A 25,014-nucleotide genomic window follows, 5' to 3' on the forward strand; every position below is an offset into this window, starting at 1 on the left:
TTGGCCTCGTCCGCCTTGGGCGCCGGGGCCTGGGCCTTGGGCTGCTCAGCCGCCGGCTTGGCGTCGGCCTCGTCTGCCTTGGGCGCCGGAGCCTTGGACTGCTCGGCCGCCGGCTTGGCGTCGGCCTTGGCTTCGTCCGCCTTGGGCGCTGCTGCCTTGGGCGCTGCTGCCTTGGGGGCTTCCTCGGGCTTGGCGTCCGGCGCTTGCTGGGCGTCGGCCTGCAGGCGCTGCTGCTCGGCCTCGGCCTGAGGGTTCAAGGCGTGCTTGCGGGTGCGGTTACGCGGGTTGTTGCGCGTGCGCTTGGGTTTGCCATCATCCTTGGGTGCCTCTTGCGGCTTGGCTTGCTCCTTGGCCGGCGCTGGCGAACTGTCGGCGGCCTGCGGCTTCGCCGCGTCGCGGTTGCCGCGGTTCTCGCCGGAGCGGTTGGTGGAGCGCCGCTCGTCGTCCTGGCGTCCGCGACCCCGTCCGCGGGTGTTGCGGTTGTCATCGCTCTGGCGGTTGTCGCTACCACGCTCCGACTTGGCCTCAGTGCGCGGCTGGCGCGACTCGGCCTGCTGTTGGCGACCGCCGTCCTGTCGCGACTCGCTGCGTCCGCCACGACGGTTGTTATTACGGCCACCGCGGCCGCCGCGCTCCTGGCGGCCCTCATTGCCACCTTCGCTACGCTGCTGGGAACGCGGCTGACGCGTCTCTTCGGCGGTTTTCTGGGGTTCTGGCTGACGCGACGCGGTGCGTTCTTCTTCGCCGCCGAGCAGTTTGCTGAGGCCCTTGACCAACCGCGAAAAGACGCCGTCGTTGGCGGCTGCCGGCGCGGCTGCAGGGGCGGCGGATTCGGGCTTGGCAGCAGGCGCCTCTTCCTGCTGCTGCAGGGAGGCCGGCGCGGGGGCGTTGTGGACCACGCTCTTGACCGCGGCTTCGGCACGCTGGATCGGTTTGCTGTCGCTGAGGTCCGGCTCCTGGCCAATCTCGGTCTCGGTGGACAGCTCGAAGCTCGACTTGTCGGCGTCTTCATCGCCGATGTGGTCGTCGCGCAGACGCTGTACGTCGTAGTGCGGCGTATCCATCTCAGGACTCGGCAGCAGCACCACCTGGACACCCTGACGGCGCTCTATCTCAGCCAGCACGCTACGCTTCTCGTTGAGCAGGTAGGTGGCTACCGGTACCGGCAGGATGGCGCGAATCTGGGCGCTACGCTCTTTCATCGCCTCTTCTTCGATAAGGCGCATGATCGACAGCGACATCGAGCGTACGTCGCGGATGGTGCCCTGACCGTCGCAGCGCGGGCAGACCACGCCGCTGGTCTCGCCCAGCGACGGGCGCAGACGCTGGCGCGACATCTCCATCAGGCCGAAACGCGAGATACGCCCGATCTGGACCCGGGCACGATCCAGCTTGAGCGCGTCGCGCATGCGATTCTCGACTTCGCGCTGATTGCGCGCCGGGCTCATGTCGATGAAGTCGATGACCACCAGGCCGCCGATATCGCGCAGGCGTAGCTGGCGAGCGATCTCGTCGGCGGCCTCGGAGTTAGTCTGCAGTGCCGTTTCCTCGATGTCGCTGCCGCGGGTGGCACGCGCCGAGTTGATGTCGATGGAGACCAGTGCCTCGGTGTGGTCGATAACGATCGAGCCGCCGGAGGGGAGCTTCACTTCACGCTGGTAGGCGGTCTCGATCTGTGACTCGATCTGAAAGCGCGAGAACAGCGGCACTTCGTCGGCGTAGAGCTTGATCTTCTGCTGGTAGGAGGGCATCACCTGGCGGATGAACGCCAGCGCTTCCTGATGCACCTCGGGGCTGTCGATCAGCACCTCGCCAATGTCCTGGCGCAGGTAGTCTCGCATGGCGCGGATGATGACGTTGGATTCGCGATAGATCAGAAAGGGGGCGGGACGCTTGCCGGCCTCTTCCGTGATCGATTCCCACACCTGAACCAGATAGTCGAGGTCCCACTGCAGCTCTTCGGTGGAGCGGCCGATGCCGGCGGTGCGCACGATGACGCCCATCTTGTCGGGCAGGGTCAGCTGCCCCATGGCGTCCTTGAGCTGGGCGCGCTCTTCACCCTCGATGCGCCGCGAAATGCCGCCCGCGCGTGGGTTGTTGGGCATCAGTACCAGAAAGCGGCCGGCCAGGCTGATAAAGGTGGTCAGGGCGGCGCCCTTGTTGCCGCGCTCTTCCTTGTCGACCTGGACGATGACTTCCTGGCCTTCCTTGAGCACTTCCTTGATGTTGGGGCGACCCGAGGGCTCCTTGACGAAGTACTCGCGGGAGATTTCCTTGAGCGGCAGGAAGCCGTGGCGGTCGGCGCCAAAATCGACGAAGGCGGCTTCAAGGGAGGGCTCGACGCGGGTGATCTTGCCGCGGTAGATGTTGGCTTTCTTCTGTTCCCGTGCGCCGGATTCGATATCCAGGTCGTACAGGCGCTGTCCATCGACGAGGGCGACGCGCAGCTCTTCCGGCTGTGTCGCGTTGATGAGCATCCGTTTCATGTTGTCTCGCTATTCAAGGCGCGCCGGATGGCGGCCAGGGAGTCCCAACGAAGGAACTCCAGAGCGTCGACGAAGGCGAACCTCTGGGTGCTGCGTGCTTGTGCTCAGCGCATGTCGCGGATGCGGTTGCGCCCGGCCAGGGCAGGGGCGGGTGGCGCCTGCCTTGGCATGATCATGTTGAGTACGCGGCGGAGGCAGGACATGTCTCGGTGGGCGTATTGCCCATCCGGCCCTGCGGTCTTCCGCCAGACACCTGGCATTCATCGATTCGCCAACGCCGGCCCCCGGCACGCTGTTAGGTGTTGCCGTGGCCGGTACTGCTCGCGCCAGCATGGGCGGGAGGAGTCCAGAGTCGGGCGTGGCGTCAAAAACTGTTATCAACTACTTGCTGATCTACTACTACTTGCTGCCGGCGGCAGGGCATGCGGCGGTGCCAGCATGACTGCGGCCTTGATCGACGCTCTGGCCTGCGTGTTTGTCGTGCAGGCGCATCATTCGGGCGCTGGTTGCCCATTGAGCGAGCATGAAATATACCAGCAATGCCATGCAGCAGCAATTGGCGCATAGGGGCGTCTCCTGGGGTAGAATGCCGCCTTCGAGCATGATGGCGAGTCGAGGTGGGCATGGCCGACGGGCAAGAAGTAGGCAGGGCAGTACAGTGGGTCGAGGTGACCCAGGCGCAGGCCGGGCAGCGCATCGATAACTTCCTGCGTACCCGTTTGAAGGGGGCGCCCAAGGCCCTGATCTACCGGATCGTGCGCAAGGGTGAGGTGCGCGTCAACAAGAAGCGCGTCAAGGTCGACTACCGCCTGGTCGACGGTGACTTGGTGCGCATCCCGCCGCTGCGACTGGCCCCTGAAGAGGCGACCCGCGACGTCAGCGATAACCTGCGCAACCTGCTGGCCGGCAGTGTGCTGGTCGAGGGCCCCGACTGGCTGGTGATCAACAAGCCCTCGGGGCTGGCGGTGCACGGCGGTAGTGGGGTCAAGATCGGTCTGATCGAGGCGCTGCGCCAGGTCCGCGACGACCTCGACTTCCTGGAGCTGGTGCATCGCCTCGACCGCGATACCTCCGGCTGTTTGCTGCTGGCCAAGTCGCGCCCGGCGCTGGTGTCGCTCAACAACGCCTTGAAGCAGCGCCAGATGGATAAGCAGTATCTGGCGTTGGTGGCTGGGCGCTGGCCGGCGCGGCGCGACTATGTCAGCGCTCGCCTCGACCGTTTCGAAGCCGGCAACGGCGAGCGCCGGGTGCGTGTCGACCCCGATGGTAAGGTGTCGCGCACCCGCTTTGCCGTACGCGAGGCCTTCGCCGGTACCACCCTGATCGAGGCCGAACCGGTGACCGGGCGCACCCATCAGATCCGCGTGCATGCCGCCCACGCCGGCCACCCGCTGCTTGGCGATGACAAGTACGGCTCCCGCGAGGGGCAGCACCTGGCCGGCCGGCTGGGATTGTCGCGCCTATTCCTGCACGCCGCGGCCTTGACCTTTCCCGAGCCCACCAGCGGCCGGCCGGTGCATATCAAGGCGCCGCTGGGCGATGAGCTCGAGGCAGTGCTGGCTCGCGCCCGGAAAGCACGCTGATCCTTCATTTTCAAGGAGTCTTGATGCGCTACCGACTAATCATTTTCGACTGGGACGGCACTCTGATGGACTCGGAGGCGCGCATCGTCGACTGCATGCTGGCGGCGGCGCATGATGCCGGCCTGGAGCCGCTGGAGCGCGCCGCGGTAAGCGATATCATCGGTCTGGGCCTGCCCGAGGCGATTGCCAAGCTGTGCCCGGGCATCAGTGCCGAGGGCGCCGAATCGCTGCGCCAGCACTATGCGCGCCACTTTCGCGCTGCCGACCAGACCCCGCTGGCGTTCTTTCCCGGGGTCGAGCAGGGCATTGCAAGGCTGCGCGATGGACGGCGAGCGCGCCTGGCGGTGGCTACCGGCAAGAGTCGTCGAGGACTGGATCGGGTGTTTGCCGCCAACGGAAGCGGTGCCTGGTTCGATGCCAGCCGCACCGCCGATGAGACACGCTCCAAGCCGCACCCGCAGATGCTCGAGGAACTCCTGGCCGAGACCGGCGTCGATGTCGAGGACGCGGTGATGGTCGGCGATACCGAATACGATCTGGAGATGGCCCGTGTGTTGGGCATGGATCGTATCGCCGTGACCTATGGGGTGCATGAGCCTCGACGCTTGGCCGCCAGCCAGCCGAGCTTTACCGCCAATGCTTTCCCGGAGCTGATTGACTGGCTACACGCCTGAGCGGTTCGGAACAAGCCTTCAACCCTACGAGCAGGACGCCGATGAGTGACGATAAGCGAGACGATACCCCTGAGCAGGACAAGTGGACCCAGGGGCCTGAGCTAAGCGCCGAACAGCGCCGAGCTGCGTTGGCAGAAGCGCAAGGGCAGCCAGACGCCGCGCCGGGGGACGATGCCGAGACGCTGCGCGAGCGCCAGCGCCTGGCGCAGATCGAGATGATGGATCGCTGGGTGGGGGGTGTACTGGCCGAGCAGCGCCGCACGCGGCGCTGGAAGCTGTTCTTTCGTTTCTTCTTTGCCGCGCTGATCCTGGCCTCGCTGTCGGCCACGTTTTACGGCCTGTTCTGGCCCGAGCGCGAGGTGCCGCCTGGTGAACGTCATCTCGGCGTGGTAGAGGTCAAGGGGGTGATCGACAGCGAATCGCCGGCCAACGCCGAGCGCATCATCAAGGGGCTCAACCGCGCCTGGGAGAGCGACAGTGCCGCAGCGGTGGTGCTACATATCAACAGCCCCGGCGGCAGCCCGGTGCAGTCGCAGCGTATCTACGATGAGATCATGCGATTGCGCGACCAGGGCGACAAGCCGATCTATGCGGTAGTCGAGGATGTCGGCGCCAGTGGCGCCTATTACATTGCCGCCGCCGCGGACGAGATTCTGGTCGCGCCGTCGAGCCTGGTGGGTTCCATTGGCGTGGTGTCTGCCAGCTTCGGGCTTCAGGAGGCCATCGATCGGCTGGGGGTCGAGCGCCGGGTGTTCACCGCCGGTGACAACAAGGCCTTCCTCGATCCGTTCTCGGAGATCGATCCTGGTCAGCGGCAGTTCTGGCAGGATGTGCTGGAGACCACCCATCGCCAGTTCGTCGAGGCGGTGCGCGCCGGACGCGGCGACCGCCTGGTCGACGACGAGGAGATCTTCTCCGGACTGATATGGAGCGGTGAGCAGGCGCTGAGCCTAGGGTTGGTGGATGAGATCGAGAGCCTCGATGGCCTGGCCCGCGAGCTCCTCGACGAGCCGCAGTTGCGCGACTACACCCCGCGCCTCGACCCCTTCGAGCGCTTCACGCGCCACTTCGGGCGGGTCGCCGCCGAGTGGATGGGGCTGCCCAGCTCGCAGTCCCCGCTGCGCTATCAGTTGCCTTGAGGGCGCTAGGCGCCCAGCGGGTCCATGCCCGCCTCGCGTAGCATCGCGCACAGGCGAATCAGCGGTAGACCGATCAGGGTGTTGGGGTCATCCCCCTCGAGCCTCTCGAACAGGCTGATCCCCAACCCCTCCATGCGAAAGCTGCCGGCGCTGTCCAGCGGCTGTTCGCGGGCCACGTAGTGGGCGATCTCCTGTTCACTAAGCTGGCGGAATACCACGTCATAGGTCTCATGGCACACCTGGTGGCGGCCGTGGGCGCTGTCGAGTAGCGCCAGGCCGGTGATGAAGTGCACCCGCCGACCGGAGAAGCGCGCCAGGTTGGCGCGCGCGGTGGCCTCGTCGCCTGGCTTGCCGAGAATCTCGCCGTCAAACACGGCCACTTGATCCGAACCGATGATCAAGTGCGCTGGATAGGTCTCGCTCAGGCGGCTGGCCTTGGACAGTGCCAGGCGGTGCACCAGTGCCTGTGGCGTTTCATCGGCACGTGGGGTTTCGTCGATATCGGGGCTGGCGCAGATAAACGGCAGGCCCAGGCGCTCGAGCAGTTGGCGCCGCCAGCGCGAGCTGGAAGCAAGAACCAGATCCGGCATACGCCTCTCCTCAGGGTGCTATGACAATCCGAACAGGTCATCAGTCTGCCCCGTGCTGCGTTGGCTTGTACAGCGCAGCGCAACAGCGTTCACCAGGGCTTTGACAGGGGCGGGGGGAGTGCCTATCATTGCGCGCCTATGTTGACCACACGACTTCCTCTGCAGGTCGAGCCCTATCGGCTCGCTGCCAATGGCGAACGTCTCGAGGGGCTGGTGCCGCTCGAGCGCTTTGCACGCCTTGCCGCCGAGGCTGGCGAGCAGTCCGGGGTGGTTGAGGTGCGCCTCGACTTCGCCATTGATGCCCAGGGACGCCGCGTTATCGACGGCTGGCTAAGCGCTGAGCTGCAGCTGCCATGTCGGCGCTGTCTGGTGCCGATGGCGCAGCGCGTCGAGAGCCAGTTTCTACTGGGCATGGTCAGTAGCGATGCGCTGGCGGCAGAGCTGCCAAGCACCCATGAACCGGTGTTGGTGGAAAACGAACAGCTGAATCTCCTCAGCATGCTCGAGGACGAGTTGCTCCTCAGCCTGCCACAGGTGATTTACCACGACGAAGCGCAGTGCCGCGTTTCGCGCGACCAGCTGACCAGCGGTGAGGCGTCCGAGGTCGAGGAGACGTCCGCCGTCAGTCCTTTCGAGGTGCTGCGCACCTTGAAAGACAAATCCTGATTCATCATCGATACACTCTGGAGTGATATCTCATGGCAGTTCAACAGAACCGCAAGACCCGTTCCAAGCGCGGCATGCGTCGTAGCCACGACGCCCTGAGCGCGCCGACCCTGTCCCAGGACAAGGAAACCGGCACCACCCACCTGCGCCATCACGTCTCTCCGGACGGCTTCTACCGTGGCCGCAAGGTCGTCGACGCGTAAGTCGACGTTCGCCCCGGCGGTTACTGCCCGCTGATCGTGCGCGTCGCCATCGATGCAATGGGCGGGGATCTCGGTCCCCGCGCCACCGTTGAGGGCACAGCGCGTGCGCTGCAATCGCAGTCGCGACTCTCTGCCTGTGTGTTTGGCCCTCGGGCGCTGTTGGCGGCCGAGGTCGATGCGTTGCCTGCCGATCTGCGCGTCGCCGCCGAGCGTTTGACGCTATGCGATGCGCCGCGCGTGATCGATCAGGCAATGAAGCCATCACAGGCGCTGCGTGCGCCGCGGGACAGCAGTCTGGCCATGATGCTGGCCAGTATTGCCGATGGCCAAGCCGATGCCGGCGTCAGCGCCGGCAATACCGGTGCGCTGATGGCGCTAGCGCGGCGTGCTCTGGGGACCGTGGCGGGTATTCCGCGTCCGGCGATCAGTACCGCGGTGCCGACGCGCGCGGGGGGGCGTTGCTATCTGCTCGACCTGGGCGCCAACGTCGAGGCGTCGGCCGACCGGCTGGTCGATTTTGCGCTGATGGGCGCGGTGATGGCACGTCGTGTGGATGGCCTCGTGGCGCCTCGTGTGGCGCTGCTCAATATTGGCGTCGAGGGCACCAAGGGCAGCGCCAGCGTACGTGAGGCGGATGCCTTGCTACGCGAGTTTGCGGGGCTCGATTACCGTGGCTTCATCGAGGGCGACGGTATCTATTCCGGGCAGGTCGATGTGGTAGTGTGCGACGGTTTCGTCGGCAACGCCGTGCTCAAGGCCAGCGAGGGTCTGGCGCGGATGTTGATGGAGCGCGTGCAGGCGACCTTCGAGGCGCACTGGAGCAGTCGGCTGGTAGGGTTGCTGGCGCGTCCGGCGCTGCGGCGCCTCAAGCGCGAGCTCGACCCGGTGCGCTATAACGGCGCCAGCCTGCTGGGCTTGAACGGTATCGTGGTCAAGAGTCACGGCGGTGCGGATGCCGCGGGCTTCGGCTGTGCGGTGGGGCGTGCCATGCAGGAGGTCGACCAGGCATTGCCGCGGCATCTGGCGCGGGAGCTTGATTACTGGCGGCGTGCTAACGCGTCGGTCGCGTGCGGCCGAGGCGTTAGCGGGGCCGATCCCCGTCGAATGGACGCAGACAACCCCCAGAGGTGATAGCCATGACCCAATCCCTGGCCCTCATGTTTCCGGGACAAGGCTCCCAGCACGTTGGCATGATGCGCGAGCTGGCAGAGCGCTACAGCGTGGTGCGCACGACCTTCGAGGAGGCCTCGGACGCGTTGGGGTACGATCTCTGGCACGTGGTGCAAGAGGGGCCGGAAGAGGACCTGAACGCCACCGCCTGTACCCAGCCGGCGTTGCTCACGTCGAGCGTGGCGATATGGCGCGTGTGGCAGGAACTCGAGGGGCCGCGTCCGGCGGCCATGGCCGGGCATAGCCTGGGTGAGTACAGTGCCATGGTATGCGCCGGGGTAATGACGTTCGCCGAAGGTGTGCGGCTGGTCAAGCTGCGCGGTGAAGCGATGCAGGCTGCGGTACCGGCGGGCGAGGGCGCCATGGCGGCGATCCTGGGGCTCGACGATTTGAACGTCGAGGCGGCCTGCGAACAGGCCGCCCAGGGTGATGTGGTCTCGGCGGTCAACTATAATGCCCCCGGCCAGGTGGTCATTGCCGGTGCCAAGCCAGCCGTGGAGCGGGCCATCGCGGCATGTCAGGAGGCGGGTGCCAAGCGTGCCCTGCCGTTGCCAGTGTCGGTGCCGTCTCACTGTGCGCTGATGCGGCCCGCTGCCGAGCGTCTGGAGGCGGCGATGGGGGCGATCGAGCTACGTGCGCCGCGCTACACCGTAGTGCAGAATGTCGATGCGCTGGCGCACGCCGATGTCGAGACTCTGCGCACGCGGCTGATCGAGCAGCTCTATCGTCCGGTGCGCTGGACGGCCTGCGTCGAAGCGATGGCCGCCCAGGGCGCTGACGTATTCATCGAGTGTGGCCCGGGCAAGGTGCTGACCGGCCTCAACAAGCGCATCGCCCGCGGCAGCAAGGGGTTGGCGATCAACGACCCCGACAGCCTGAGTGCGGCGCTCGAGCTGGCCCACGAGGCCGGCAAGCAGGGCTGACGCCGAGCGTCGGCCGATCAGGATCATGACTCAATCGGGACAGGCTATGAGCGAAGCGAGAATTGCATTGGTCACTGGCGCCAGCCGCGGTATCGGGCGAGCGATTGCTCACGAGCTGGGGCGACAGGGCCGCGTAGTGATCGGCACGGCGACCAGCGATGCCGGCGCCGAGAAGATCGATGCCGATCTCAAGGCCCAGGGGATCCAGGGCGCCGGGCGTTGCCTGGACGTCACGGATCAGGCTAGTGTCGATGCGCTGGTCAAGGCCATTGGCGACGAATTCGGTGCACCGACCATCCTCGTCAACAACGCCGGCATCACCCGCGACAATCTGCTGATGCGCATGAAGGAGGACGAGTGGGATACGGTACTCGATACCAATCTCAAGTCGGTCTATCGCGTCAGCAAGGCGTGTCTGCGAGGCATGACCAAGGCGCGTTTCGGGCGCATTGTCAGTATCAGCTCGGTGGTGGCGACCATGGGCAATCTGGGGCAGAGCAACTATGCTGCGGCCAAGGCCGGCATGGAGGGTTTCTCCCGGGCGCTGGCGCGTGAAGTAGCGTCGCGCAACATTACCGTCAACAACGTGGCGCCGGGCTTCATCGCCACCGACATGACCGAGGCGCTACCCGAGGCGCAGCACGAGATGCTGCTTGGCCAGATTCCGCTGTCACGGCTCGGGCAGCCAGAAGAAATCGCCGCTGCGGTGGGGTTCCTGACCGGCGAGACGGCAGGCTACATCACCGGTGAGACGCTACATGTGAATGGTGGCATGAACATGCGCTGATTGCGCGCGGGCTGCCTTCGCGTCGCGTATGTTGCGTCGTCTGGGGGCGGTCTATACACTACCCCGCAGCTTTTTGGGCTAGCGGATTTCGAACGGCTGGATTTTCAACGGCTATTTTGAACGACTGGAGTGACCACATAATGAGCACTATCGAAGAGCGCGTGAAGAAGGTTGTGGCCGAGCGCCTGAACGTCAAGGAAGAGGACATCCAGAACACCTCCTCCTTCACCGAAGATCTTGGCGCCGATTCGCTGGATACCGTCGAGCTGGTGATGGCGCTTGAAGAGGAATTCGATACCGAGATTCCCGACGAAGAAGCCGAGAAGATCACCACCGTTCAGGAAGCGATCGACTACGTCAACGCTCACCAGTAAGGTGTGACGTCAGCGTATCACGCTGTCGGATCGCGGCCAGTGGCCGTTACGGGAGTCGTCCTGCATGCAGGGCGACTCCCGTTTTCGTGTCAGCGAGGGTGGTGGCAGTGAGTGGGGCCGTCGTCTGGAACTGGTCGCGACGGCCACAGCCCGCTCAGGTTCAGGTATAATGCGCGCAAAACGGTGCGCAGCCTGCCTCGCGTGGCCGTGCCATCAAGGATGTCTGGAGGAGAGCTGATGTCTCGGAAAAGGGTCGTGGTGACCGGGATCGGTCTGGTAACGCCGGTGGGCAATACCGTGGAAGCGAGCTGGGCGAATATCGTCGCCGGCAAGAGCGGCATTGCCGCCATTGAGCATTTCGATGTCAGCGGCTTCAATACGCGTTTCGGGGGCTCGGTAAAGGATTTCGATATCAGTCCCTACCTGAATCCCAAGGACGCGCGCAAGATGGACCTTTTCATTCAGTACGGCATGGCCGCGGGGGGGCAGGCGATCAACGATGCCGGTCTCGAGTGCACCGAAGCGAATGCCGATCGCATTGGCGTGGCGATTGGCTCGGGGATCGGCGGTTTGCCGATGATCGAGCAAAACCATAATGCGCTCAACAAGGGCGGTGCGCGGCGCATCTCACCGTTCTTCGTGCCGGGCTCCATCATCAACATGATCTCCGGCAATCTGGCGATTCAGCATGGCTTTCGCGGGCCCAATATCGCCATTACCACGGCGTGCACCACTGGCACCCACAATATCGGCTACAGCGCCCGGACCATCGCCTATGGCGATGCCGATGTGATGATTTGTGGGGGTGCCGAAATGGCCACCACGCCGCTCGGCCTGGGAGGGTTCTCGGCGGCTCGTGCGCTGTCGACCCGCAACGACGACCCGGCGGCCGCCAGCCGTCCCTGGGATCGCGACCGCGACGGTTTCGTGCTCTCCGACGGCGCCGGGGTGATGGTGCTGGAGGAGTATGAGCACGCCAAGGCGCGCGGGGCGACCATCTATGCCGAGCTCAAGGGCTTCGGCATGAGTGACGACGCCTACCACATGACCGCGCCGCCGGAAGACGGCCGCGGGGCCGCCCTGTCGATGCAGAATGCGGTACGCGATGCCGGCATCGATGCTGCCAGCATCGACTACGTCAACGCCCACGGCACCTCCACCCCGGCAGGGGATCTTGCCGAAAGCCGCGCGGTGAAGAAGGTCATGGGCAGTGGCGCCGAAACGGTGGCAGTGAGCTCTACCAAGTCGATGATCGGTCACCTGCTGGGCGCGGCCGGGGCAGTGGAAGCGGTATTCAGCGTGCTGGCGATCCGTGACCAGGTCGCGCCGCCGACCATCAACCTGGATAATCCCCAGGAGGGCTGCGATCTCGATTATGTGCCGCACACCGCGCGTGAGATGAAAATCGACGTGGCACTGTCCAACTCGTTCGGCTTCGGCGGCACCAACGGCTCGCTGATCTTTACCCGGGTCTGAGGCGGCGGGTGGGCACGCTGCCGCTCGATGATCGCGGATTGGCCTACGGTGACGGCCTGTTCGAGACCGTGCTGCTGCGCGACGCTCAGCCACTGCTGTGGCGCGAGCATATGGCGCGGTTGCAACGCGGCGCCGAGCGCCTGGATGTTGAATTGCCCGCACAGGACACGCTAAGCGAGCTGTGTGCCAAGGCTCCTCCCGGGCTTGCCGTACTCAAGCTGATCGTGACGCGTGGCAGCGGCGGGCGCGGCTACCGCCCTCCTGCGGTGCCGTCGCCCCGGCTGCGCTGGCAAGTCATGAGCTTCGCCCCCCAGCCGGCGCGTTGGCATGAGGGGGTGCGTGTGCGCCACTGCCAGCTTCGCCTGGGGCGCCAGCCTGCACTGGCCGGGATCAAGCACCTCAACCGCCTGGAGAACGTGCTGGCGCGCAGCGAGTGGCAGGACGATGCCATCGCCGAGGGGCTGCTCTGCGACAGCCACGGCCAACTGGTCGAGGCGACCTGCATGAATCTGTTCTGGTTGCGTCAGGGGCGCCTCGAGACACCGAGCCTGTCCCACTGCGGCGTGGCCGGGACGCTACGTGAGGCGTTACTGTCGACGCTGGATATCACCGAGGTTGAGGTGGGCCCGGAGCAGTTGCTCGATGCCGAGGCGGTGTGGCTGGGTAACTCGTTGCAAGGCGTCTGGCCGTTGACACAATTGGATAATGCCGCGGGTGAGTGCCTGCGCCGCTGGTCGCTAGACCCGCGTCATCGCCTGCTGCAGGATGCCGGGCATGCGCTGCTGGGCTATCCGCGGCAAACCTGAGACGGGATCGACCTGAGGACACAAGATGCGAGTGGTTAAGGGCCTGTTGGTGTTGGTCGTGGTGGCGGCAGCCGCCCTCTATGGGGGCTACCTGTATTGGGAGTCGCGGCTAGAGGCACCGCTGGCGGTAGACGAGAACACCCTCTACGAGGTGCCGCGGGGAGCGGGGTACAATCGCGTGGTGGCCGACCTGGCCGAGCGTGAGGTTATCAGCGACGACTGGGCCTTTCGCCTGCTGACGCGGCTCGAGCCCGATTCGGTGCCCAGCCTGCGCGCCGGCGAATACATGCTCACTCCCGGCATGAGTGGCCGCGAGTTGATCGAGCTGCTGGGCAGCGACAGGGTAGTGACCTATCCGCTGACGGTTCCCGAGGGCTGGACCTTCCGGCAGATGCGTCAGCTGCTCGACAACGCCCCCAAGCTCGACAACCGTACCCAAGGGCTCTCCGACGATGAGGTGATGGCATTGCTCGGACGTGAAGGGGAGCATCCCGAGGGGTGGTTCTTCCCCGACACCTATCGCTATCACAAGGGGGTCAGCGACGTGGAGATCCTGCGCCAGGCGCTGAGTCGCATGGAGGGAGTGCTCGACGAGGTGTGGGCCGAGCGCGACGACGATCTGACCATCGACTCGCCCTACGAAGCGCTGATCATGGCCTCGTTGATCGAGCGCGAGACCGGCGCTCCTGAAGAGCGGCGCGAGATCGCCGGCGTGTTCAAGCGGCGCATGCAGCAGGGCATGCGCCTGCAGACCGATCCCACCGTGATCTACGGCATGGGCGAGCGCTACGAGGGACGCATCACCCGCGCTGACCTGCAGGAAGCCACGCCCTATAACACCTATGTGATCGACGGCATGCCGCCGACGCCGATCGCCATGCCAGGGCGCGCGTCGCTCGAGGCAGCGGTCAACCCGCTGCCCGGCGAGACGTTGTACTTCGTGTCGCGGGGCGACGGCACCCATCACTTCTCCCGTACGCTGCGCGAGCACAATAACGCGGTCAATCGGTATATACGCAATCGCTGATTACGGAGCGGCAGTCGTCATGCAGCAGCGCGGACGTTTTATCACCCTCGAAGGCGGCGAGGGCGTCGGCAAGACCACTAACGTGGCCTGGGTCTGCGACTGGCTCAGCGCCCGCGGCATCGAGGTCGTACGCACCCGCGAGCCGGGCGGCACGCCCCGCGCCGAGGCGATTCGCGAGCTGCTCCTCGATCCCACCCACGACGAACCGCTGGATGACGATGCCGAACTGCTGCTGGTATTCGCCGCCCGCGCCCAGCACCTGGCGCAGGTGATTCGCCCGGCGCTGGCGCGAGGCGCCTGGGTGGTATGTGACCGCTTCACCGATGCTACCTTCGCCTATCAGGGCGGTGGGCGTGGCCTGTCGGCGGCACGCATTGCCGCGCTCGAGGAGTTCGTGCAGGGTGAACTGCGCCCCGACCTGACCCTGCTGCTGGACATGCCTCTCGCGGCGGCCCGCCAGCGCCTGGCAGCGCGCGGCTCGCGGCCTGACCGCTTCGAGCGCGAGCGCGAAGCCTTCTTTAGCCGGGTGCGTGAGGCCTATCTGGCACGCGCCGAAGCGGCGCCTCAGCGTATCGCGGTAATCGATGCCAGCGGCTCGATCGGCGAGGTCCAGGCCCAGCTCGGCGAGCGACTGGCCGCGCTGCTGGAGGCATCAGCATGACGATCCCCACCCCCTATCCCTGGCAGCAAGCGCTATGGGGGCAGCTCACCGCTCAGCAGGACGCCGGGCGCCTGCCCCATGCGCTGTTGCTGACCGGTGCCCATGGCGTCGGCAAGCAGGAACTGGCCGAGGCGCTGCTGGCGCGCACCCTGTGCCACTCGCCCGGGGCGCTGGCCTGTGGTCGCTGCCACAGCTGCGCGATGCTGGCCTCGGGCTATCACCCCGACCTGCTGCGCGTCTCGCCGGTGGAGAAGAGTCGCCAGATCCGTATCGACCCGATCCGTGAGGTCAACGCCTTCGTCAACCAGACGGCTCAGCAGGGCGGCTATCGGGTGATCGTGCTGCAGCCGGCCGAGGCGATGAACGTGGCGGCGGCCAATGCGCTGCTCAAGAGCCTCGAGGAGCCCGGCGAGCGTACCCTGTTTGTGCTGCTGGCCGACATCCCGTCACGGATGCTGCCGACCATCCGCTCACGCTGTCAGCAGTGGCGCCTGGCGATGCCACCGGCAGCCGACTGTCTGCCCTGGCTGGGCGAGGCGCTCGGCGATGCCGATGAAGCGCCGTTCTGGCTCGAGGCCGCCGGCGGGCTGCCGCTGCTGGCCTGCGAGATGGCCGACCCTGAGGCTCGGGCGCTGCGTCAGACGCTGCACGAACTGTTCGACGCCCTGGTGCGCGGCGCCGAGCCGGTGGCCGAGGCGGCGCGGCTCTCGGGACAGTCGGTGGAACGTATCCTGTGGTACGGTATTGCCTGGCTCGAGGACCTGATCCGGCTGGGGCTATCGGGAGATCGTCGCCAGCTGCGCAACCCCGACCTGCTGCCGCTGTATCGCCAGGCGGTCAAGAATGCGCGTATCCACGACTGGTTTCGGCTGCTCGACTATGCTCAGGAGCAGCGTTACCTGCTGGCGGTAGGCGGTAACCCCAATCCGCAGCTGGTACTGGAAGCCTGGCTGGTACGCTGGTCGGCGCTTCTGCGCTCGTGAGCCAGCCGCTCTCATGGTTACTCAAGAGGCAACGCCCATGGCCGCTCAGAAAGCCTTGTCACTGCCGATTCCCGATGTGCCGACGCTGCTGCAGGCCTATATGCCATCGCTGGAGCGCGGCGGCATCTTCGTGCCCACCGAGGCCCGCTATGAGCTTGGCCAGGAGGTCTTCCTGCTGTTGACGCTGCCCGGCGAGAGCGAGCGACTACCGGTTACCGGCCAGGTGGTTTGGGTCTCGCCCCCGGGTGTGTCGGGGCGGCGGCGGCCGGGTATCGGGGTGCACTTCAGTGCCGAGGACAAAGCCGTGCGCGATCGCATTGAAACGCACCTGGCGGGGCAGCTCGACAAGGGAGCTGCGACCTATACGCTGTAGCCGCGCCGAGCGCACCATTCACTCATTGTTCTGGTATGACACCGCATGTTCGTAGACTCGCACTGCCATCTCGACCGACTCGACCTGAGCGCCTTCGACGGGGATCTCGGCGCCGCGCTGGACGCTGCTCGGGAACGTGGGGTAAGACAGTTTTTGGCCATTGGAGTAACCCTCGAAGAGGTTCCCGCGGTCGCCGCCATCGCCCGCGAGCACCACGACGTGGTGATCTCTGCCGGCGTGCACCCGCTGCACCAGGTCGACGTGGAGCCCAGCGTCGAGGCGATCAAGGAGGTGGCCGAGCGCTATGCGGCCGTGGCCATTGGCGAATGCGGGCTCGATTACCACTATCTGCAGCAGTCGCCCGACAAGGTGCCCAGCCGCGAAGTGCAGCGTGAGCGTTTTCAGCGTCAACTGATCGCTGCCACCGAGCTCGAGCTGCCGGTGATCATCCACACCCGCGAGGCGCGCGACGAGACCCTCGAGATGATCAAGGCCCACACCGATCCCACGGTGGGCGGCGTGCTGCACTGCTTTACCGAGGATCTCGACATGGCGCGGCAAGCGGTACGCCACGGCTTCTATATCTCACTGTCGGGCATTATCACCTTTCGCAACGCCAGCGCCCTGCGTGAGCTGGCCCGCCAGATCCCCCTCGATCGTCTGCTGATCGAGACCGATAGCCCCTATCTGGCGCCGGTGCCGCATCGCGGCAAGTCCAATCAACCGGCCTGGGTGGTCGAAGTGGCCGAGTGCATTGCCGCCGAGCGCGATATCAGCGTCGATGAAGTGGCGATGCAGACCACCGCCAACTTCTACCGGCTGTTCCGTCAGGCGGCCCCACACGCCCCGGCCGAGATGCGCGAAAGCCTGGCCGCGGCGGGGCTGGTGTAGATTCGTCTCGTTTCCGGGAGAGCGCCATGTCATTCGAGCCGCTGCTGAGCGCTACTGAGCCCACCGGGTCGATACCGCCCCTCGAGCGCTGGCACCCGGCGCTGAGTGGCCGTATGGACCTGACCATTCGCGCCGATGGCCACTGGGTCCACGAAGGCACGCTGATCCGTCGCGCGTCGCTGGTGCGGCTGCTCTCCACCCTGCTGCGCCGCGAAGCCGATGGCGAGCACTATCTGGTCACGCCGGTGGAAAAGTGGCAGATCGTGGTCGAGGATTGCGCCTTCGTGGTGGTCGATGCCGAGCACGACGCCGACGTCTGGTGGCTGACCACCAACGTCGGTGACCGACTGGTGCTGGGCGAAGAGCAGCGGCTGTCCGTTACTGCCATGCCGGATGGTACCTGGGTGCCCGAGGTAGCGGTGCGCTTTGGCCTGGCAGCGCGGCTAGGGCGCAACGTCTTCTACCGCCTGGTGGAGCAGGCTGAGAGCCGCGTGGTCGATGGGCGTGAGCAGCTCGGTCTGCTAAGCGCCGGTCGCTGGCAGCCGCTCGGCGAGCTGGAGGCGCCGTGAAGCTGACCGATGAGCAGCGCGCGGTGGTCGGCCACGCCGACGGCCATGCCCGGGTCGCCGCGGTGGCCGGTGCCGGCAAGACCACCACCATGGTGGCGCGGGTGCTGCACCTGCTGGCCCAGGGCACCGCGACGTCGCGGCTGCTGGTGCTGATGTTCAACCGCGCCGCGCGGGAAGACTTCACCGCCAAGCTCAGGCGCTGGGCGCCGCCTGGTCAGGCGCTGCCCGACGTGCGCACTTTCCACTCCATCGGCCATCGCTTGACCGGCACCCTGACCCGCTGGGGCGTGCTGGCCCCGCGTGAACTATTGGCTCAGGAGTGGCAGCGCGAGCGGCTGCTGCGCCAGGCCGTGCAGCAGAGTCTGCACGGCGACGAGGCCCAGCTCGAATCGGCGCTGGATGGCGACCGGCTCGAGGCCTTCGGCCACTTCTGCGAGCTGGTCAAGGCCGAGATGGAGGCGCCCCAGGCGCTCTATGAGCGCCTGGATTTCGGCGATGACACTGGCCACTTCGTCGATGCCTTCGACGCTGCCGAGGCACTGCTCGAGCAGCATCGGCTGATGACCTATGCCGACCTGCTGTATCGGCCGTTACGGGCACTGGAGGCAGACGCCGCGCTACGTCAGCGAGTCGAGGGCTTTCTCGACCATGTCATCATCGACGAATACCAGGACATCAACGAAGCCCAGCAGCGGCTGCTGGCACTGCTGGCCGGCGAGCGTGCAGCGGTGATGGCGGTGGGAGATGCCAACCAGTGCATCTACGAGTGGCGCGGCGCGCGCCCCGACACCATGCTCGAAGACTTCACCCGCACCTTCGGCGCCGCCCACGACTACCCGCTATCGACCACCTTCCGTCACGGTGATGCACTGGCGCTGGCGGCCAATCATGCCATCGCCGCCAATCGCCGGCGTCCTGATCAGCTGTGTCTGGCGGCGACCGACAATCCGCAGACGCAGCTGAGCGTAGCGCAGGGCGGTAGTGCGCTGGTTGACGCTCTAAGCGACTGGCAGCGCGACGGCCGAAGCCTCGCCGAGGGCTGTGTGCTGGTGCGCAGCTGGGCGCTGTCGGTGTCGGTACAGCTGCAGCTGCTGCGTGCCGGGCTGCCGTTCCGCCTGGCCCGGGAGGACCGCTTCGTTTTTCGGCTGCCGCTGGTACAGGCACTGGCCGGCTATCTGCGCCTGGCGCGCCAGCCTCAGCTGCTTCACGACCCGGCGCATTTGCTGCTGCTGCTCTCCCAGCCGACGCCCTTCGTGGCCCGCGAACGGCTGCAGGCGCTGGCCTCCCGGCTGGCCGAGACCCAGCAGTGGCCGAGTCGCGAGGACCCGCTGCTGGCCAGCCTCAAACCCATCCAGCGACGCAATCTCAAGCGGCGCTGGGCATTGCTGTGCGACCTGCCCAAGCTGGCCGCCTGGCCGCCGTCGCGACTGCTGGCCGAGGTGGTCGAACGGCTCGACGCTGAAAAGGTACTCAAGCGCGCCGCTGCACGGCGCGAGAAGGGCGAAGAGGACGTGCGCCTGCTCGACGTGCTGATCGAACAGGCCGCCGAGCTCGATCATGATCCCGAGGCCTTTATTGCGCTGCTCGAGCGGCCTGCCCAGGAGGAGGCGGGAGGCGCCGGCGATGCCGCGGGCGTCCTGATCACCACCGTGCACGGTGCCAAGGGGTTGGAGTGGCCACTGGTGGCACTGTGGGGCGTCAATGAAGAGGACTTTCCCCACTATAGTCGCGACAACCCGCTGACCCCGGAACGCCTGGAGGAGGAGCGACGGCTATTCTACGTCGCCATTACCCGCGCCCGGGAGCGGCTATTGATGGTGCATGACGGCGGCGAGCACCGGCCCAGCCGTTTCATTAGCGAGAGCGCCTGGGAGGACTGCCAGCGGGTGGCGCAGGCCCTGCAGGCCGACGCAGCGCCACAGGATGGGCTGGCAGTCGCGTCACCGCCGTTGGTAGAACGCTACCTGGCAGCAACTGGACGTCAACTGGTGGTCATCGCTGCCGCCGCCGGTGTTGCCAGCCCGGCTGGCGAGTACGCGGCGGCGGCTTTCAGCGTTGGCCAGCGCGTACGCCACGCGGTATTCGGCGAGGGTGAGATTCAGGTCGTAGAGGGCGATCCCTCGAATCCGGTGATCGAGGTGCGCTTCACTCACGCTGGCAAGCGCCGTCTGATCGCCCTGCGCGCGCCCTTGGAACCCCTCGGAGAACCCGCATGAGATCCCCTTTGATGAGTGCTGCGGCGTTGCAACGACGCCTCGCGACCGATGTCTCACCGCTGCTGCTCGATTGCCGCGCGCGTCTCAATGATACTGGTGCGGGGCGCGCGCTGTGGCGTCAAGCCTCTCTCCCCGGCAGCCTACATCTCGACCTTGATCGTGACCTGGCCGCGGCGCCGGGGCAGGGCGGGCGCCACCCGCTACCTAGCCGGCAGGCGTTCACTGATACCCTTCAGCGGCTGGGCGTTGCGCCGTCGCGACCGCTGGTGGTGTTCGATGACATGGGTGGACAGCTGGCCGCGGCGCGGGCCTGGTGGATGCTGGCGTGCTGGGCTGGCCATCCGGGGGTGCAGGTTCTCGATGGTGGCCTGCCGGCCTGGGAAGCGGCCGGCGGTGCGCTGGCGCCGGGGGACGACGCGACCATACCGAGCGAATGGCGTCCAGCGTTCGACGATTCGACCTGGGTCGACGCCGATGAGGTGTTCTCGGGGCGAGCCCTCAAACTCGATGCACGCAGCCCGGCGAGGTTTCGCGGCGAGCAGGAACCCATCGACCCGGTGGCCGGGCATATCCCCGGGGCCCGCTGCCGGCCGAGTGCCACCAATCTGGACGAGACCGGCCTCTTCAAGTCCCCTGAGCGGCTGGCCGCAGAGCTGCCGCGGGCCGACGAGCTGATCAGCTACTGCGGCTCCGGGGTCACCGCCTGCCATACCATCCTCGCCTATGCCGTGGCCGACCTGCCGCTGCCGCGCCTGTATGCCGGCTCCTGGAGCGGGTGGATCGAGGATCCGACACGGCCGGTGGCCCGGGGCGACTGAGTCGAAACTCGCATTGCGCAAATAGTCGAGCCGGCCGCTACCCTTACCTGGAGATGTCCCACCCGACGCCAGGGAGGCAGCGATGAACTTTGCGCTGATCGGGGCGGCTGGCTATATCGCCCCCCGCCATATGCAGGCGATACAGGCGACCGGCCACCAGCTGGTGGCGGCCTACGATATCAATGACTCGGTGGGCGTGATCGACTCGATCTCCACCGACTGTGCCTTCTTTACCGAATTCGAACGCTTTATCGAACACGCCTGGTGGCGAAAGCGACAGGGACAGTCGCTCGACTATCTGGTGGTCTGTTCGCCGAATCATCTGCATAGCGCGCATGTTACCGCCGGCCTTTACCTGGGCTGCGAGGTGATCTGCGAGAAGCCGCTGGCGGCCAGTGTCGAGCAGCTCGACGAGCTGCGCCGAGTGGAGGTGGACAGCGGCCGGCAGGTGTACTCGATCATGCAGCTGCGCCACCATCCGGTGATCCATGAGCTGCGTGATCGGGTCGAGCATGATGGTCGCAACTGTCACCAGGTAGAACTGACCTACATCACCTCCCGCGGGCCCTGGTACCTGGAGAGCTGGAAGGGCGACCCGCGACGCTCCTTCGGGGTGGTGGCCGATATCGGTATCCACTTCTTCGATATGCTGCAGATGGTATTTGGTGAGCTGCAGCGTTTGGTGCTGCACTATCGCGACGATCACAAAGCAAGCGGTTATCTCGAGTATCGCCGCGCCCGGGTGCGCTGGTTCCTGTCCATCGATGCCGAGGACCTTCCCGACGAGGTGCGTGGGCGTCAGCCCACCTTTCGCTCGGTGACCTGCGATGGTGAAGCGTTCGAGTTTTCCGCCGGCTTCACCGATCTGCACACGGTCAGCTATCGTGAGATTCTTGCCGGACGCGGTTTTGGCATCGAGGCGGTACGCCCCTGTCTTGCGGCGGTGCAAGCGATCCGAGAGGCAACGCCCGAGCCGGCGCAGGACAGCGAGCTGCATCCTCGCCTCCGGGCGCTGGGGTTGGCTCAGCGTGATGGGGCGTGACGCCATGGCAATGGCCTTCGTCGATTTGGCCGCCCAGCAGGCGCGCCTCAAGCCGCGCTTGGATGCGGCCATTCAGCGCGTCCTGGCACACGGGCGCTACGTGCAGGGGCCGGAGGTGGCCGAGCTCGAGCAGCGCCTTGCGGCACGGGTCGGTGTCGCGCATTGCATCGCGTGTGGCAGCGGTACCGCGGCGTTGCAGCTGGCACAAATGGCGCTCGACATCGGCCCTGGCGATGAGGTCATCGTGCCCGGTTTCGGCTTTGTCGCCAGCGCCGAGAGTGTCGCGTTGTGCGGCGCGCGCCCGGTCTATGCCGACATCGATCCCGCCAGCCTGCTGCTCGATCCCCAAGGGCTAGAGACCCTGATCACCCCGCGTACCCGCGCCATCATGCCGGTTTCACTGTTCGGCCAGTGCGCTGATATGGAAGCGATCCACGATGTGGCCGAACGGCATGCGCTGACGGTGATCGAGGATGCCGCCCAGAGCTTCGGTGCCAGCCGCCATGGCCGCGCCTCGTGTGGCATGAGTCGGGTGGCTTGTACCAGCTTCTTCCCCAGCAAGCCGCTGGGCTGCTACGGCGATGGCGGGGCCCTGTTCACCGATGATGACGCGCTCGCGGCATGCCTGCGGCGCTTGATCAGTCACGGCGATACAGGGCGCTACCGGCATCTGCAACTGGGCATGAACAGTCGCCTGGATACGCTGCAGGCGGCGATTCTGTTGGTCAAGCTCGAAGCGTTCGATGATGAGGTGGCGCGGCGCCAGGCCATCGCTGAACGCTATAACGCCCTGCTCGCAGAACTGCCTCTGGCATTGCCGCTGCGACTGTCGGGCAACACCAGCGTATACGCCCAGTACACGCTGCAGCTGGAGGCGCGCGACGCAGTGGCCTCACGACTCCATGACGCCGGGATTCCTACGGCGATTCACTATCCCCGGCCGCTCTACTGCCAGCCGGCGGTGGCCGACCCGGCGTGCCGGCTGAGCGCCTGCAAAGCAGCCTGCGAGCGGGTGCTCAGCCTGCCCATGCACCCGTACCTGGAACAGGGGCAGCAGGAGAGGGTAGTCGAGGCCCTGGGCGACGCCCTGCGCGGCGCGTAAGCCAACAAAACATGCCACTGGCGCTGGGCCAGTGGCATGGGGTTTTCTTAGCGTTTCGAACGCCCGGCGACCACCGGGTTACATATTAGGGTAGTTGGGCCCGCCGCCGCCCTCCGGCGCCACCCAGGTGATGTTCTGGGCCGGGTCCTTGATGTCGCAGGTCTTGCAGTGGATGCAGTTCTGGAAGTTGATCTGGAACTTCGGCTGACCCGCTTCGTCCTCGACCACCTCGTAGACGCCCACCGGGCAGTAACGCTGTGCCGGCTCGGCATATTTCGGCAGATTGTCGCGGATCGGCAGTTCCGGGTCGGCGAGCTTGAGATGACAAGGCTGGTTCTCCTCGTGGTTGGTGTTGGAGAGGAACACCGAAGAGGCCTTGTCGAAGGAGAGCTTGCCATCGGGCTTGGGGTAGTCGATCTTCTCGAACTCGCTGGCCGGCTTGAGCGCGGCATGGTCCGGGGTGGTGTCGTGGATAGTGGGCAGCTTGCCGCCCAGCAGCTGATCAAGGAAGTTATAGGCGCCGCCGCCGACGGTGCCGTACTTGTGAATCGCCGGGCCGAAGCTGGCACTCTCCTTGAGTTCGGCATAGGCCCAGCTGGCTTCCCACTTGGCGGTGAAGGCGGTCAGCTCCTGGCCGCCCTCGTCGCCTTTGGCAAGCGCCTCGAAGACGCTCTCGGCGGCGACCAGGCCCGACTTCATGGCGGTGTGCAGGCCCTTGATCTTGGCGAAGTTCAAGGTGCCGGCGCCGCAGCCGATTAGCAGGCCGCCCGGGAAGGTCATCTTGGGCAGGCAGTTGAGACCGCCCTTGGTGATCGCCCGGGCGCCATAGGCGACCCGCGAGCCCCCCTCGAGGTACTGCTTGAGCAGAGGGTGATGCTTCATGCGCTGGAATTCATCGAACGGCGACAGCCAGGGATTCTGGTAGGACAGGTCCATGATCAGGCCCACTACCACCTGCTGATTCTCGGCGTGATAGAGGAACCAGCCGCCGTGGGTATCCTTGGCCAGCGGCCAGCCGGAGCCATGCAGCACCAGGCCTGGCTCATGCTTGTCGGCGGGCACGTCCCACAGCTCCTTGAGACCGATGCCGTAGTGCTGGGGGTCGCGGCCCGCGGCGAGGTCGTACTGCTCGATCAGGCGCTTGCCGAGGTGGCCGCGGGCGCCCTCGGCGAACAGGGTGTACTTGGCGCGCAGTTCCATGCCGGGCATATGGCCATCCTTGGGCTGACCATCGGCGGCCACGCCCATGTCGCCGATCAGGATGCCCTTGACCACGCCGTCTTCGACGATGGTCTCCTGGGCGGCGAAGCCGGGGAAGATCTCCACGCCGAGGCCCTCGGCCTGCTCGGCCAGCCAGCGGCACAGGTTGCCGGCGCTGATGACATAGCGCCGGGAGTCGCCACTCTGTATGTCGCCGCCGGTGTTATGCATGCTCTTGGGCACCAGCGCATTGGGCAGCTTCTGGGCCTTCTCGGCATCCTTGAGCAGGTAGAGCTCGTCGCGAATCGCCGGGGTGGTGAGCGGGGCGCCGCGTTCCTCCCAGTCGGGGAACAGCTCGGCCAGGGCGCGGGGCTCGAAGACGGCGCCTGAGAGAATATGCGCGCCCACCTCGGAGCCTTTCTCCACCACACATACCGTCAGTTCCTGTTCGGCCTCGTTGGCCTGCTGCATCAAGCGGCAGGCCGCCGACAGCCCTGAAGGCCCGGCGCCGACGATGACGACGTCGACCTCCATTGAATCGCGTTCTACGTGTTCCACCAGCGGTCTCCTCCCACGGTCTAAGCGTATCCTGTCATTGTGCTTGATCCGGCATCTGCATAACAGGTTATATAGAATTCTGATTAAAACGGTCGTTTGCTTCTAGTTGTCGGCCATGATATGCATAATAGACGCACTGTAACACCCTACATAAGGTGGTGAACGACGCTCGATTCGGAGCATCAGAGAATCGCCGTTGCCACCCAACGCAGGCAGTTTTCGTACTAACGCCTAGTGAATCAAGCGAGGACACCATGAAGGTACTGGTCGCGGTCAAACGCGTCATCGACTACAACGTCAAAATCCGGGTCAAGCCGGATAATTCCGACGTCGATCTCACCAACGTCAAGATGGCCATGAACCCCTTCTGCGAGATCGCCGTGGAAGAGGCGGTGCGGCTCAAGGAAAAAGGCGTGGCCACCGAGGTCGTGGCCGTGACCGTGGGTCCCAAGGCTGCCCAGGAGCAGCTGCGCACCGCATTGGCGCTGGGCGCCGATCGCGCCATTCACCTTGAGACCGACGAACGCGTCGAGTCGCTGGCGGTGGCCAAGCTGCTGGCCAAGGTGGTCGAGGAGGAGCAGCCGGGCCTGGTGATTCTCGGCAAGCAGGCCATCGACACCGACAACAACCAGACCGGCCAGATGCTGGCGGCACTCAGTGGCCTGCCCCAGGGCACCTTCGCCTCCGAGGTCGCGGT

The 25,014-nt window shown here is 65.9% G+C and carries 25 protein-coding genes; 22 read left to right on the forward strand and 3 right to left on the reverse strand.

Annotation, left to right across the window (positions count from 1 at the left end; translation table 11 throughout):
• Positions 1-2,486 (reverse strand): ribonuclease E (gene rne / locus BLT16_RS10960; protein ID WP_089658553.1); only part of this gene is annotated, 2,486 nt, incomplete at its 3' end.
• Between the two features lie 623 nt (positions 2,487-3,109).
• Between rne and rluC the strand changes: the two genes are divergently transcribed.
• The 3 genes from rluC to sppA are packed head-to-tail and all read left to right on the forward strand — an operon-like array spanning position 3,110 to position 5,882.
• Positions 3,110-4,069: a 23S rRNA pseudouridine(955/2504/2580) synthase RluC gene (rluC, locus tag BLT16_RS10965; protein WP_089658554.1), complete on the forward strand. Its 960-nt coding sequence runs from the start codon at positions 3,110-3,112 to the stop codon at positions 4,067-4,069.
• A gap of 23 nt (positions 4,070-4,092) precedes the next feature.
• The gene (locus BLT16_RS10970; RefSeq protein WP_089658555.1) at positions 4,093-4,743 is read left to right on the forward strand and encodes an HAD-IA family hydrolase; all 651 of its coding nucleotides are present in this window, start codon (positions 4,093-4,095) and stop codon (positions 4,741-4,743) included.
• A 41-nt stretch (positions 4,744-4,784) separates the two neighbouring features.
• Positions 4,785-5,882, forward strand: a complete 1,098-nt coding sequence (gene sppA / locus BLT16_RS10975) for a signal peptide peptidase SppA (protein WP_089658556.1) — start codon at positions 4,785-4,787, stop codon at positions 5,880-5,882.
• Between the two features lie 5 nt (positions 5,883-5,887).
• Here the strand turns inward: sppA and BLT16_RS10980 are convergent, their stop codons facing one another.
• Positions 5,888-6,472 carry a Maf family protein gene (locus BLT16_RS10980; RefSeq protein ID WP_089658557.1) on the reverse strand — a complete coding sequence of 195 codons (585 nt, stop codon included), beginning with the start codon at positions 6,470-6,472 and terminating at the stop codon, positions 5,888-5,890.
• A gap of 138 nt (positions 6,473-6,610) precedes the next feature.
• On the opposite strand from BLT16_RS10980, the gene BLT16_RS10985 reads away from it, so the two are divergent.
• The 18 genes from BLT16_RS10985 (at position 6,611) to BLT16_RS11070 (ending at position 22,559) form a co-directional block, all read left to right on the forward strand.
• Positions 6,611-7,138 (forward strand): YceD family protein, encoded by a 528-nt coding sequence (locus tag BLT16_RS10985; protein WP_089658558.1) that lies wholly within the window; start codon positions 6,611-6,613, stop codon positions 7,136-7,138.
• Positions 7,139-7,170: 32 nt separating this feature from the next.
• Entirely contained in the window at positions 7,171-7,341 is a 171-nt protein-coding gene (rpmF, locus tag BLT16_RS10990; protein ID WP_021820795.1) for a 50S ribosomal protein L32, read from the forward strand.
• Between the two features lie 36 nt (positions 7,342-7,377).
• The gene (gene plsX, locus BLT16_RS10995; RefSeq protein ID WP_089658559.1) at positions 7,378-8,472 is read left to right on the forward strand and encodes a phosphate acyltransferase PlsX; all 1,095 of its coding nucleotides are present in this window, start codon (positions 7,378-7,380) and stop codon (positions 8,470-8,472) included.
• 5 nt (positions 8,473-8,477) lie between these two features.
• A complete protein-coding gene (fabD, locus tag BLT16_RS11000; RefSeq protein ID WP_089658560.1) occupies positions 8,478-9,434 on the forward strand; it encodes an ACP S-malonyltransferase in 957 nt (318 codons plus the stop codon).
• 46 nt (positions 9,435-9,480) lie between these two features.
• Positions 9,481-10,221 (forward strand): 3-oxoacyl-ACP reductase FabG, encoded by a 741-nt coding sequence (fabG, locus tag BLT16_RS11005; RefSeq protein ID WP_089658561.1) that lies wholly within the window; start codon positions 9,481-9,483, stop codon positions 10,219-10,221.
• A 140-nt stretch (positions 10,222-10,361) separates the two neighbouring features.
• On the forward strand, positions 10,362-10,595 hold the full coding sequence (gene acpP, locus BLT16_RS11010; RefSeq protein ID WP_016414620.1) for an acyl carrier protein: 234 nt from the start codon (positions 10,362-10,364) through the stop codon (positions 10,593-10,595).
• Between the two features lie 237 nt (positions 10,596-10,832).
• Positions 10,833-12,071, forward strand: a complete 1,239-nt coding sequence (gene fabF, locus BLT16_RS11015; protein ID WP_089658562.1) for a beta-ketoacyl-ACP synthase II — start codon at positions 10,833-10,835, stop codon at positions 12,069-12,071.
• An 8-nt stretch (positions 12,072-12,079) separates the two neighbouring features.
• Entirely contained in the window at positions 12,080-12,877 is a 798-nt protein-coding gene (gene pabC, locus BLT16_RS11020; protein ID WP_245701600.1) for an aminodeoxychorismate lyase, read from the forward strand.
• A 25-nt stretch (positions 12,878-12,902) separates the two neighbouring features.
• Positions 12,903-13,904: an endolytic transglycosylase MltG gene (mltG, locus tag BLT16_RS11025; protein ID WP_089658564.1), complete on the forward strand. Its 1,002-nt coding sequence runs from the start codon at positions 12,903-12,905 to the stop codon at positions 13,902-13,904.
• A 19-nt stretch (positions 13,905-13,923) separates the two neighbouring features.
• A complete protein-coding gene (gene tmk / locus BLT16_RS11030) occupies positions 13,924-14,565 on the forward strand; it encodes a dTMP kinase (protein ID WP_089658565.1) in 642 nt (213 codons plus the stop codon).
• Positions 14,562-15,548, forward strand: coding sequence for a DNA polymerase III subunit delta' (locus BLT16_RS11035; RefSeq protein ID WP_089658566.1), 987 nt, complete (start codon positions 14,562-14,564; stop codon positions 15,546-15,548). The genes tmk and BLT16_RS11035 overlap by 4 nt, the downstream gene beginning before the upstream one ends.
• A gap of 37 nt (positions 15,549-15,585) precedes the next feature.
• On the forward strand, positions 15,586-15,921 hold the full coding sequence (locus BLT16_RS11040; protein WP_089658567.1) for a PilZ domain-containing protein: 336 nt from the start codon (positions 15,586-15,588) through the stop codon (positions 15,919-15,921).
• 45 nt (positions 15,922-15,966) lie between these two features.
• A complete protein-coding gene (locus tag BLT16_RS11045) occupies positions 15,967-16,812 on the forward strand; it encodes a TatD family hydrolase (RefSeq protein ID WP_089658568.1) in 846 nt (281 codons plus the stop codon).
• Positions 16,813-16,838: 26 nt separating this feature from the next.
• Positions 16,839-17,381, forward strand: a complete 543-nt coding sequence (locus tag BLT16_RS11050; RefSeq protein WP_089658569.1) for a DUF1285 domain-containing protein — start codon at positions 16,839-16,841, stop codon at positions 17,379-17,381.
• Positions 17,378-19,597, forward strand: coding sequence for an ATP-dependent helicase (locus BLT16_RS11055; protein ID WP_089658570.1), 2,220 nt, complete (start codon positions 17,378-17,380; stop codon positions 19,595-19,597). Before BLT16_RS11050 ends, BLT16_RS11055 begins: the two co-directional genes overlap by 4 nt.
• Positions 19,594-20,415 (forward strand): sulfurtransferase, encoded by an 822-nt coding sequence (locus tag BLT16_RS11060; RefSeq protein WP_089658571.1) that lies wholly within the window; start codon positions 19,594-19,596, stop codon positions 20,413-20,415. The genes BLT16_RS11055 and BLT16_RS11060 overlap by 4 nt, the downstream gene beginning before the upstream one ends.
• 82 nt (positions 20,416-20,497) lie before the next feature.
• Positions 20,498-21,457 (forward strand): Gfo/Idh/MocA family oxidoreductase, encoded by a 960-nt coding sequence (locus BLT16_RS11065; RefSeq protein WP_089658572.1) that lies wholly within the window; start codon positions 20,498-20,500, stop codon positions 21,455-21,457.
• 4 nt (positions 21,458-21,461) lie between these two features.
• Positions 21,462-22,559, forward strand: coding sequence for a DegT/DnrJ/EryC1/StrS family aminotransferase (locus BLT16_RS11070; protein WP_340148257.1), 1,098 nt, complete (start codon positions 21,462-21,464; stop codon positions 22,557-22,559).
• 78 nt (positions 22,560-22,637) lie between these two features.
• On the opposite strand, the gene BLT16_RS11075 is transcribed toward BLT16_RS11070, so the two are convergent.
• The gene (locus BLT16_RS11075) at positions 22,638-24,317 is read right to left on the reverse strand and encodes an electron transfer flavoprotein-ubiquinone oxidoreductase (protein ID WP_089658573.1); all 1,680 of its coding nucleotides are present in this window, start codon (positions 24,315-24,317) and stop codon (positions 22,638-22,640) included.
• Between the two features lie 254 nt (positions 24,318-24,571).
• On the opposite strand from BLT16_RS11075, the gene BLT16_RS11080 reads away from it, so the two are divergent.
• Positions 24,572-25,014: electron transfer flavoprotein subunit beta/FixA family protein (locus BLT16_RS11080; RefSeq protein WP_143025062.1), on the forward strand; the 443-nt coding region annotated here is incomplete at its 3' end.

The organism is Franzmannia pantelleriensis (genome assembly GCF_900102875.1).
Lineage (GTDB): Bacteria > Pseudomonadota > Gammaproteobacteria > Pseudomonadales > Halomonadaceae > Franzmannia > Franzmannia pantelleriensis.

What these genes read in the sequence shown, in the direction of transcription:
- rluC (WP_089658554.1), top strand. Translation starts at nt 3,110, where the DNA reads ATGGCCGACGGGCAAGAAGTAGGCAGGGCAGTACAGTGGGTCGAGGTG.
- BLT16_RS10970 (WP_089658555.1), top strand. Translation starts at nt 4,093, where the DNA reads ATGCGCTACCGACTAATCATTTTCGACTGGGACGGCACTCTGATGGAC.
- sppA (WP_089658556.1), top strand. Translation starts at nt 4,785, where the DNA reads ATGAGTGACGATAAGCGAGACGATACCCCTGAGCAGGACAAGTGGACC.
- BLT16_RS10980 (WP_089658557.1), bottom strand. Translation starts at nt 6,472, where the DNA reads ATGCCGGATCTGGTTCTTGCTTCCAGCTCGCGCTGGCGGCGCCAACTG.
- BLT16_RS10985 (WP_089658558.1), top strand. Translation starts at nt 6,611, where the DNA reads ATGTTGACCACACGACTTCCTCTGCAGGTCGAGCCCTATCGGCTCGCT.
- rpmF (WP_021820795.1), top strand. Translation starts at nt 7,171, where the DNA reads ATGGCAGTTCAACAGAACCGCAAGACCCGTTCCAAGCGCGGCATGCGT.
- fabD (WP_089658560.1), top strand. Translation starts at nt 8,478, where the DNA reads ATGACCCAATCCCTGGCCCTCATGTTTCCGGGACAAGGCTCCCAGCAC.
- fabG (WP_089658561.1), top strand. Translation starts at nt 9,481, where the DNA reads ATGAGCGAAGCGAGAATTGCATTGGTCACTGGCGCCAGCCGCGGTATC.
- acpP (WP_016414620.1), top strand. Translation starts at nt 10,362, where the DNA reads ATGAGCACTATCGAAGAGCGCGTGAAGAAGGTTGTGGCCGAGCGCCTG.
- fabF (WP_089658562.1), top strand. Translation starts at nt 10,833, where the DNA reads ATGTCTCGGAAAAGGGTCGTGGTGACCGGGATCGGTCTGGTAACGCCG.
- mltG (WP_089658564.1), top strand. Translation starts at nt 12,903, where the DNA reads ATGCGAGTGGTTAAGGGCCTGTTGGTGTTGGTCGTGGTGGCGGCAGCC.
- tmk (WP_089658565.1), top strand. Translation starts at nt 13,924, where the DNA reads ATGCAGCAGCGCGGACGTTTTATCACCCTCGAAGGCGGCGAGGGCGTC.
- BLT16_RS11035 (WP_089658566.1), top strand. Translation starts at nt 14,562, where the DNA reads ATGACGATCCCCACCCCCTATCCCTGGCAGCAAGCGCTATGGGGGCAG.
- BLT16_RS11040 (WP_089658567.1), top strand. Translation starts at nt 15,586, where the DNA reads ATGGCCGCTCAGAAAGCCTTGTCACTGCCGATTCCCGATGTGCCGACG.
- BLT16_RS11045 (WP_089658568.1), top strand. Translation starts at nt 15,967, where the DNA reads ATGTTCGTAGACTCGCACTGCCATCTCGACCGACTCGACCTGAGCGCC.
- BLT16_RS11050 (WP_089658569.1), top strand. Translation starts at nt 16,839, where the DNA reads ATGTCATTCGAGCCGCTGCTGAGCGCTACTGAGCCCACCGGGTCGATA.
- BLT16_RS11060 (WP_089658571.1), top strand. Translation starts at nt 19,594, where the DNA reads ATGAGATCCCCTTTGATGAGTGCTGCGGCGTTGCAACGACGCCTCGCG.
- BLT16_RS11065 (WP_089658572.1), top strand. Translation starts at nt 20,498, where the DNA reads ATGAACTTTGCGCTGATCGGGGCGGCTGGCTATATCGCCCCCCGCCAT.
- BLT16_RS11070 (WP_340148257.1), top strand. Translation starts at nt 21,462, where the DNA reads ATGGCAATGGCCTTCGTCGATTTGGCCGCCCAGCAGGCGCGCCTCAAG.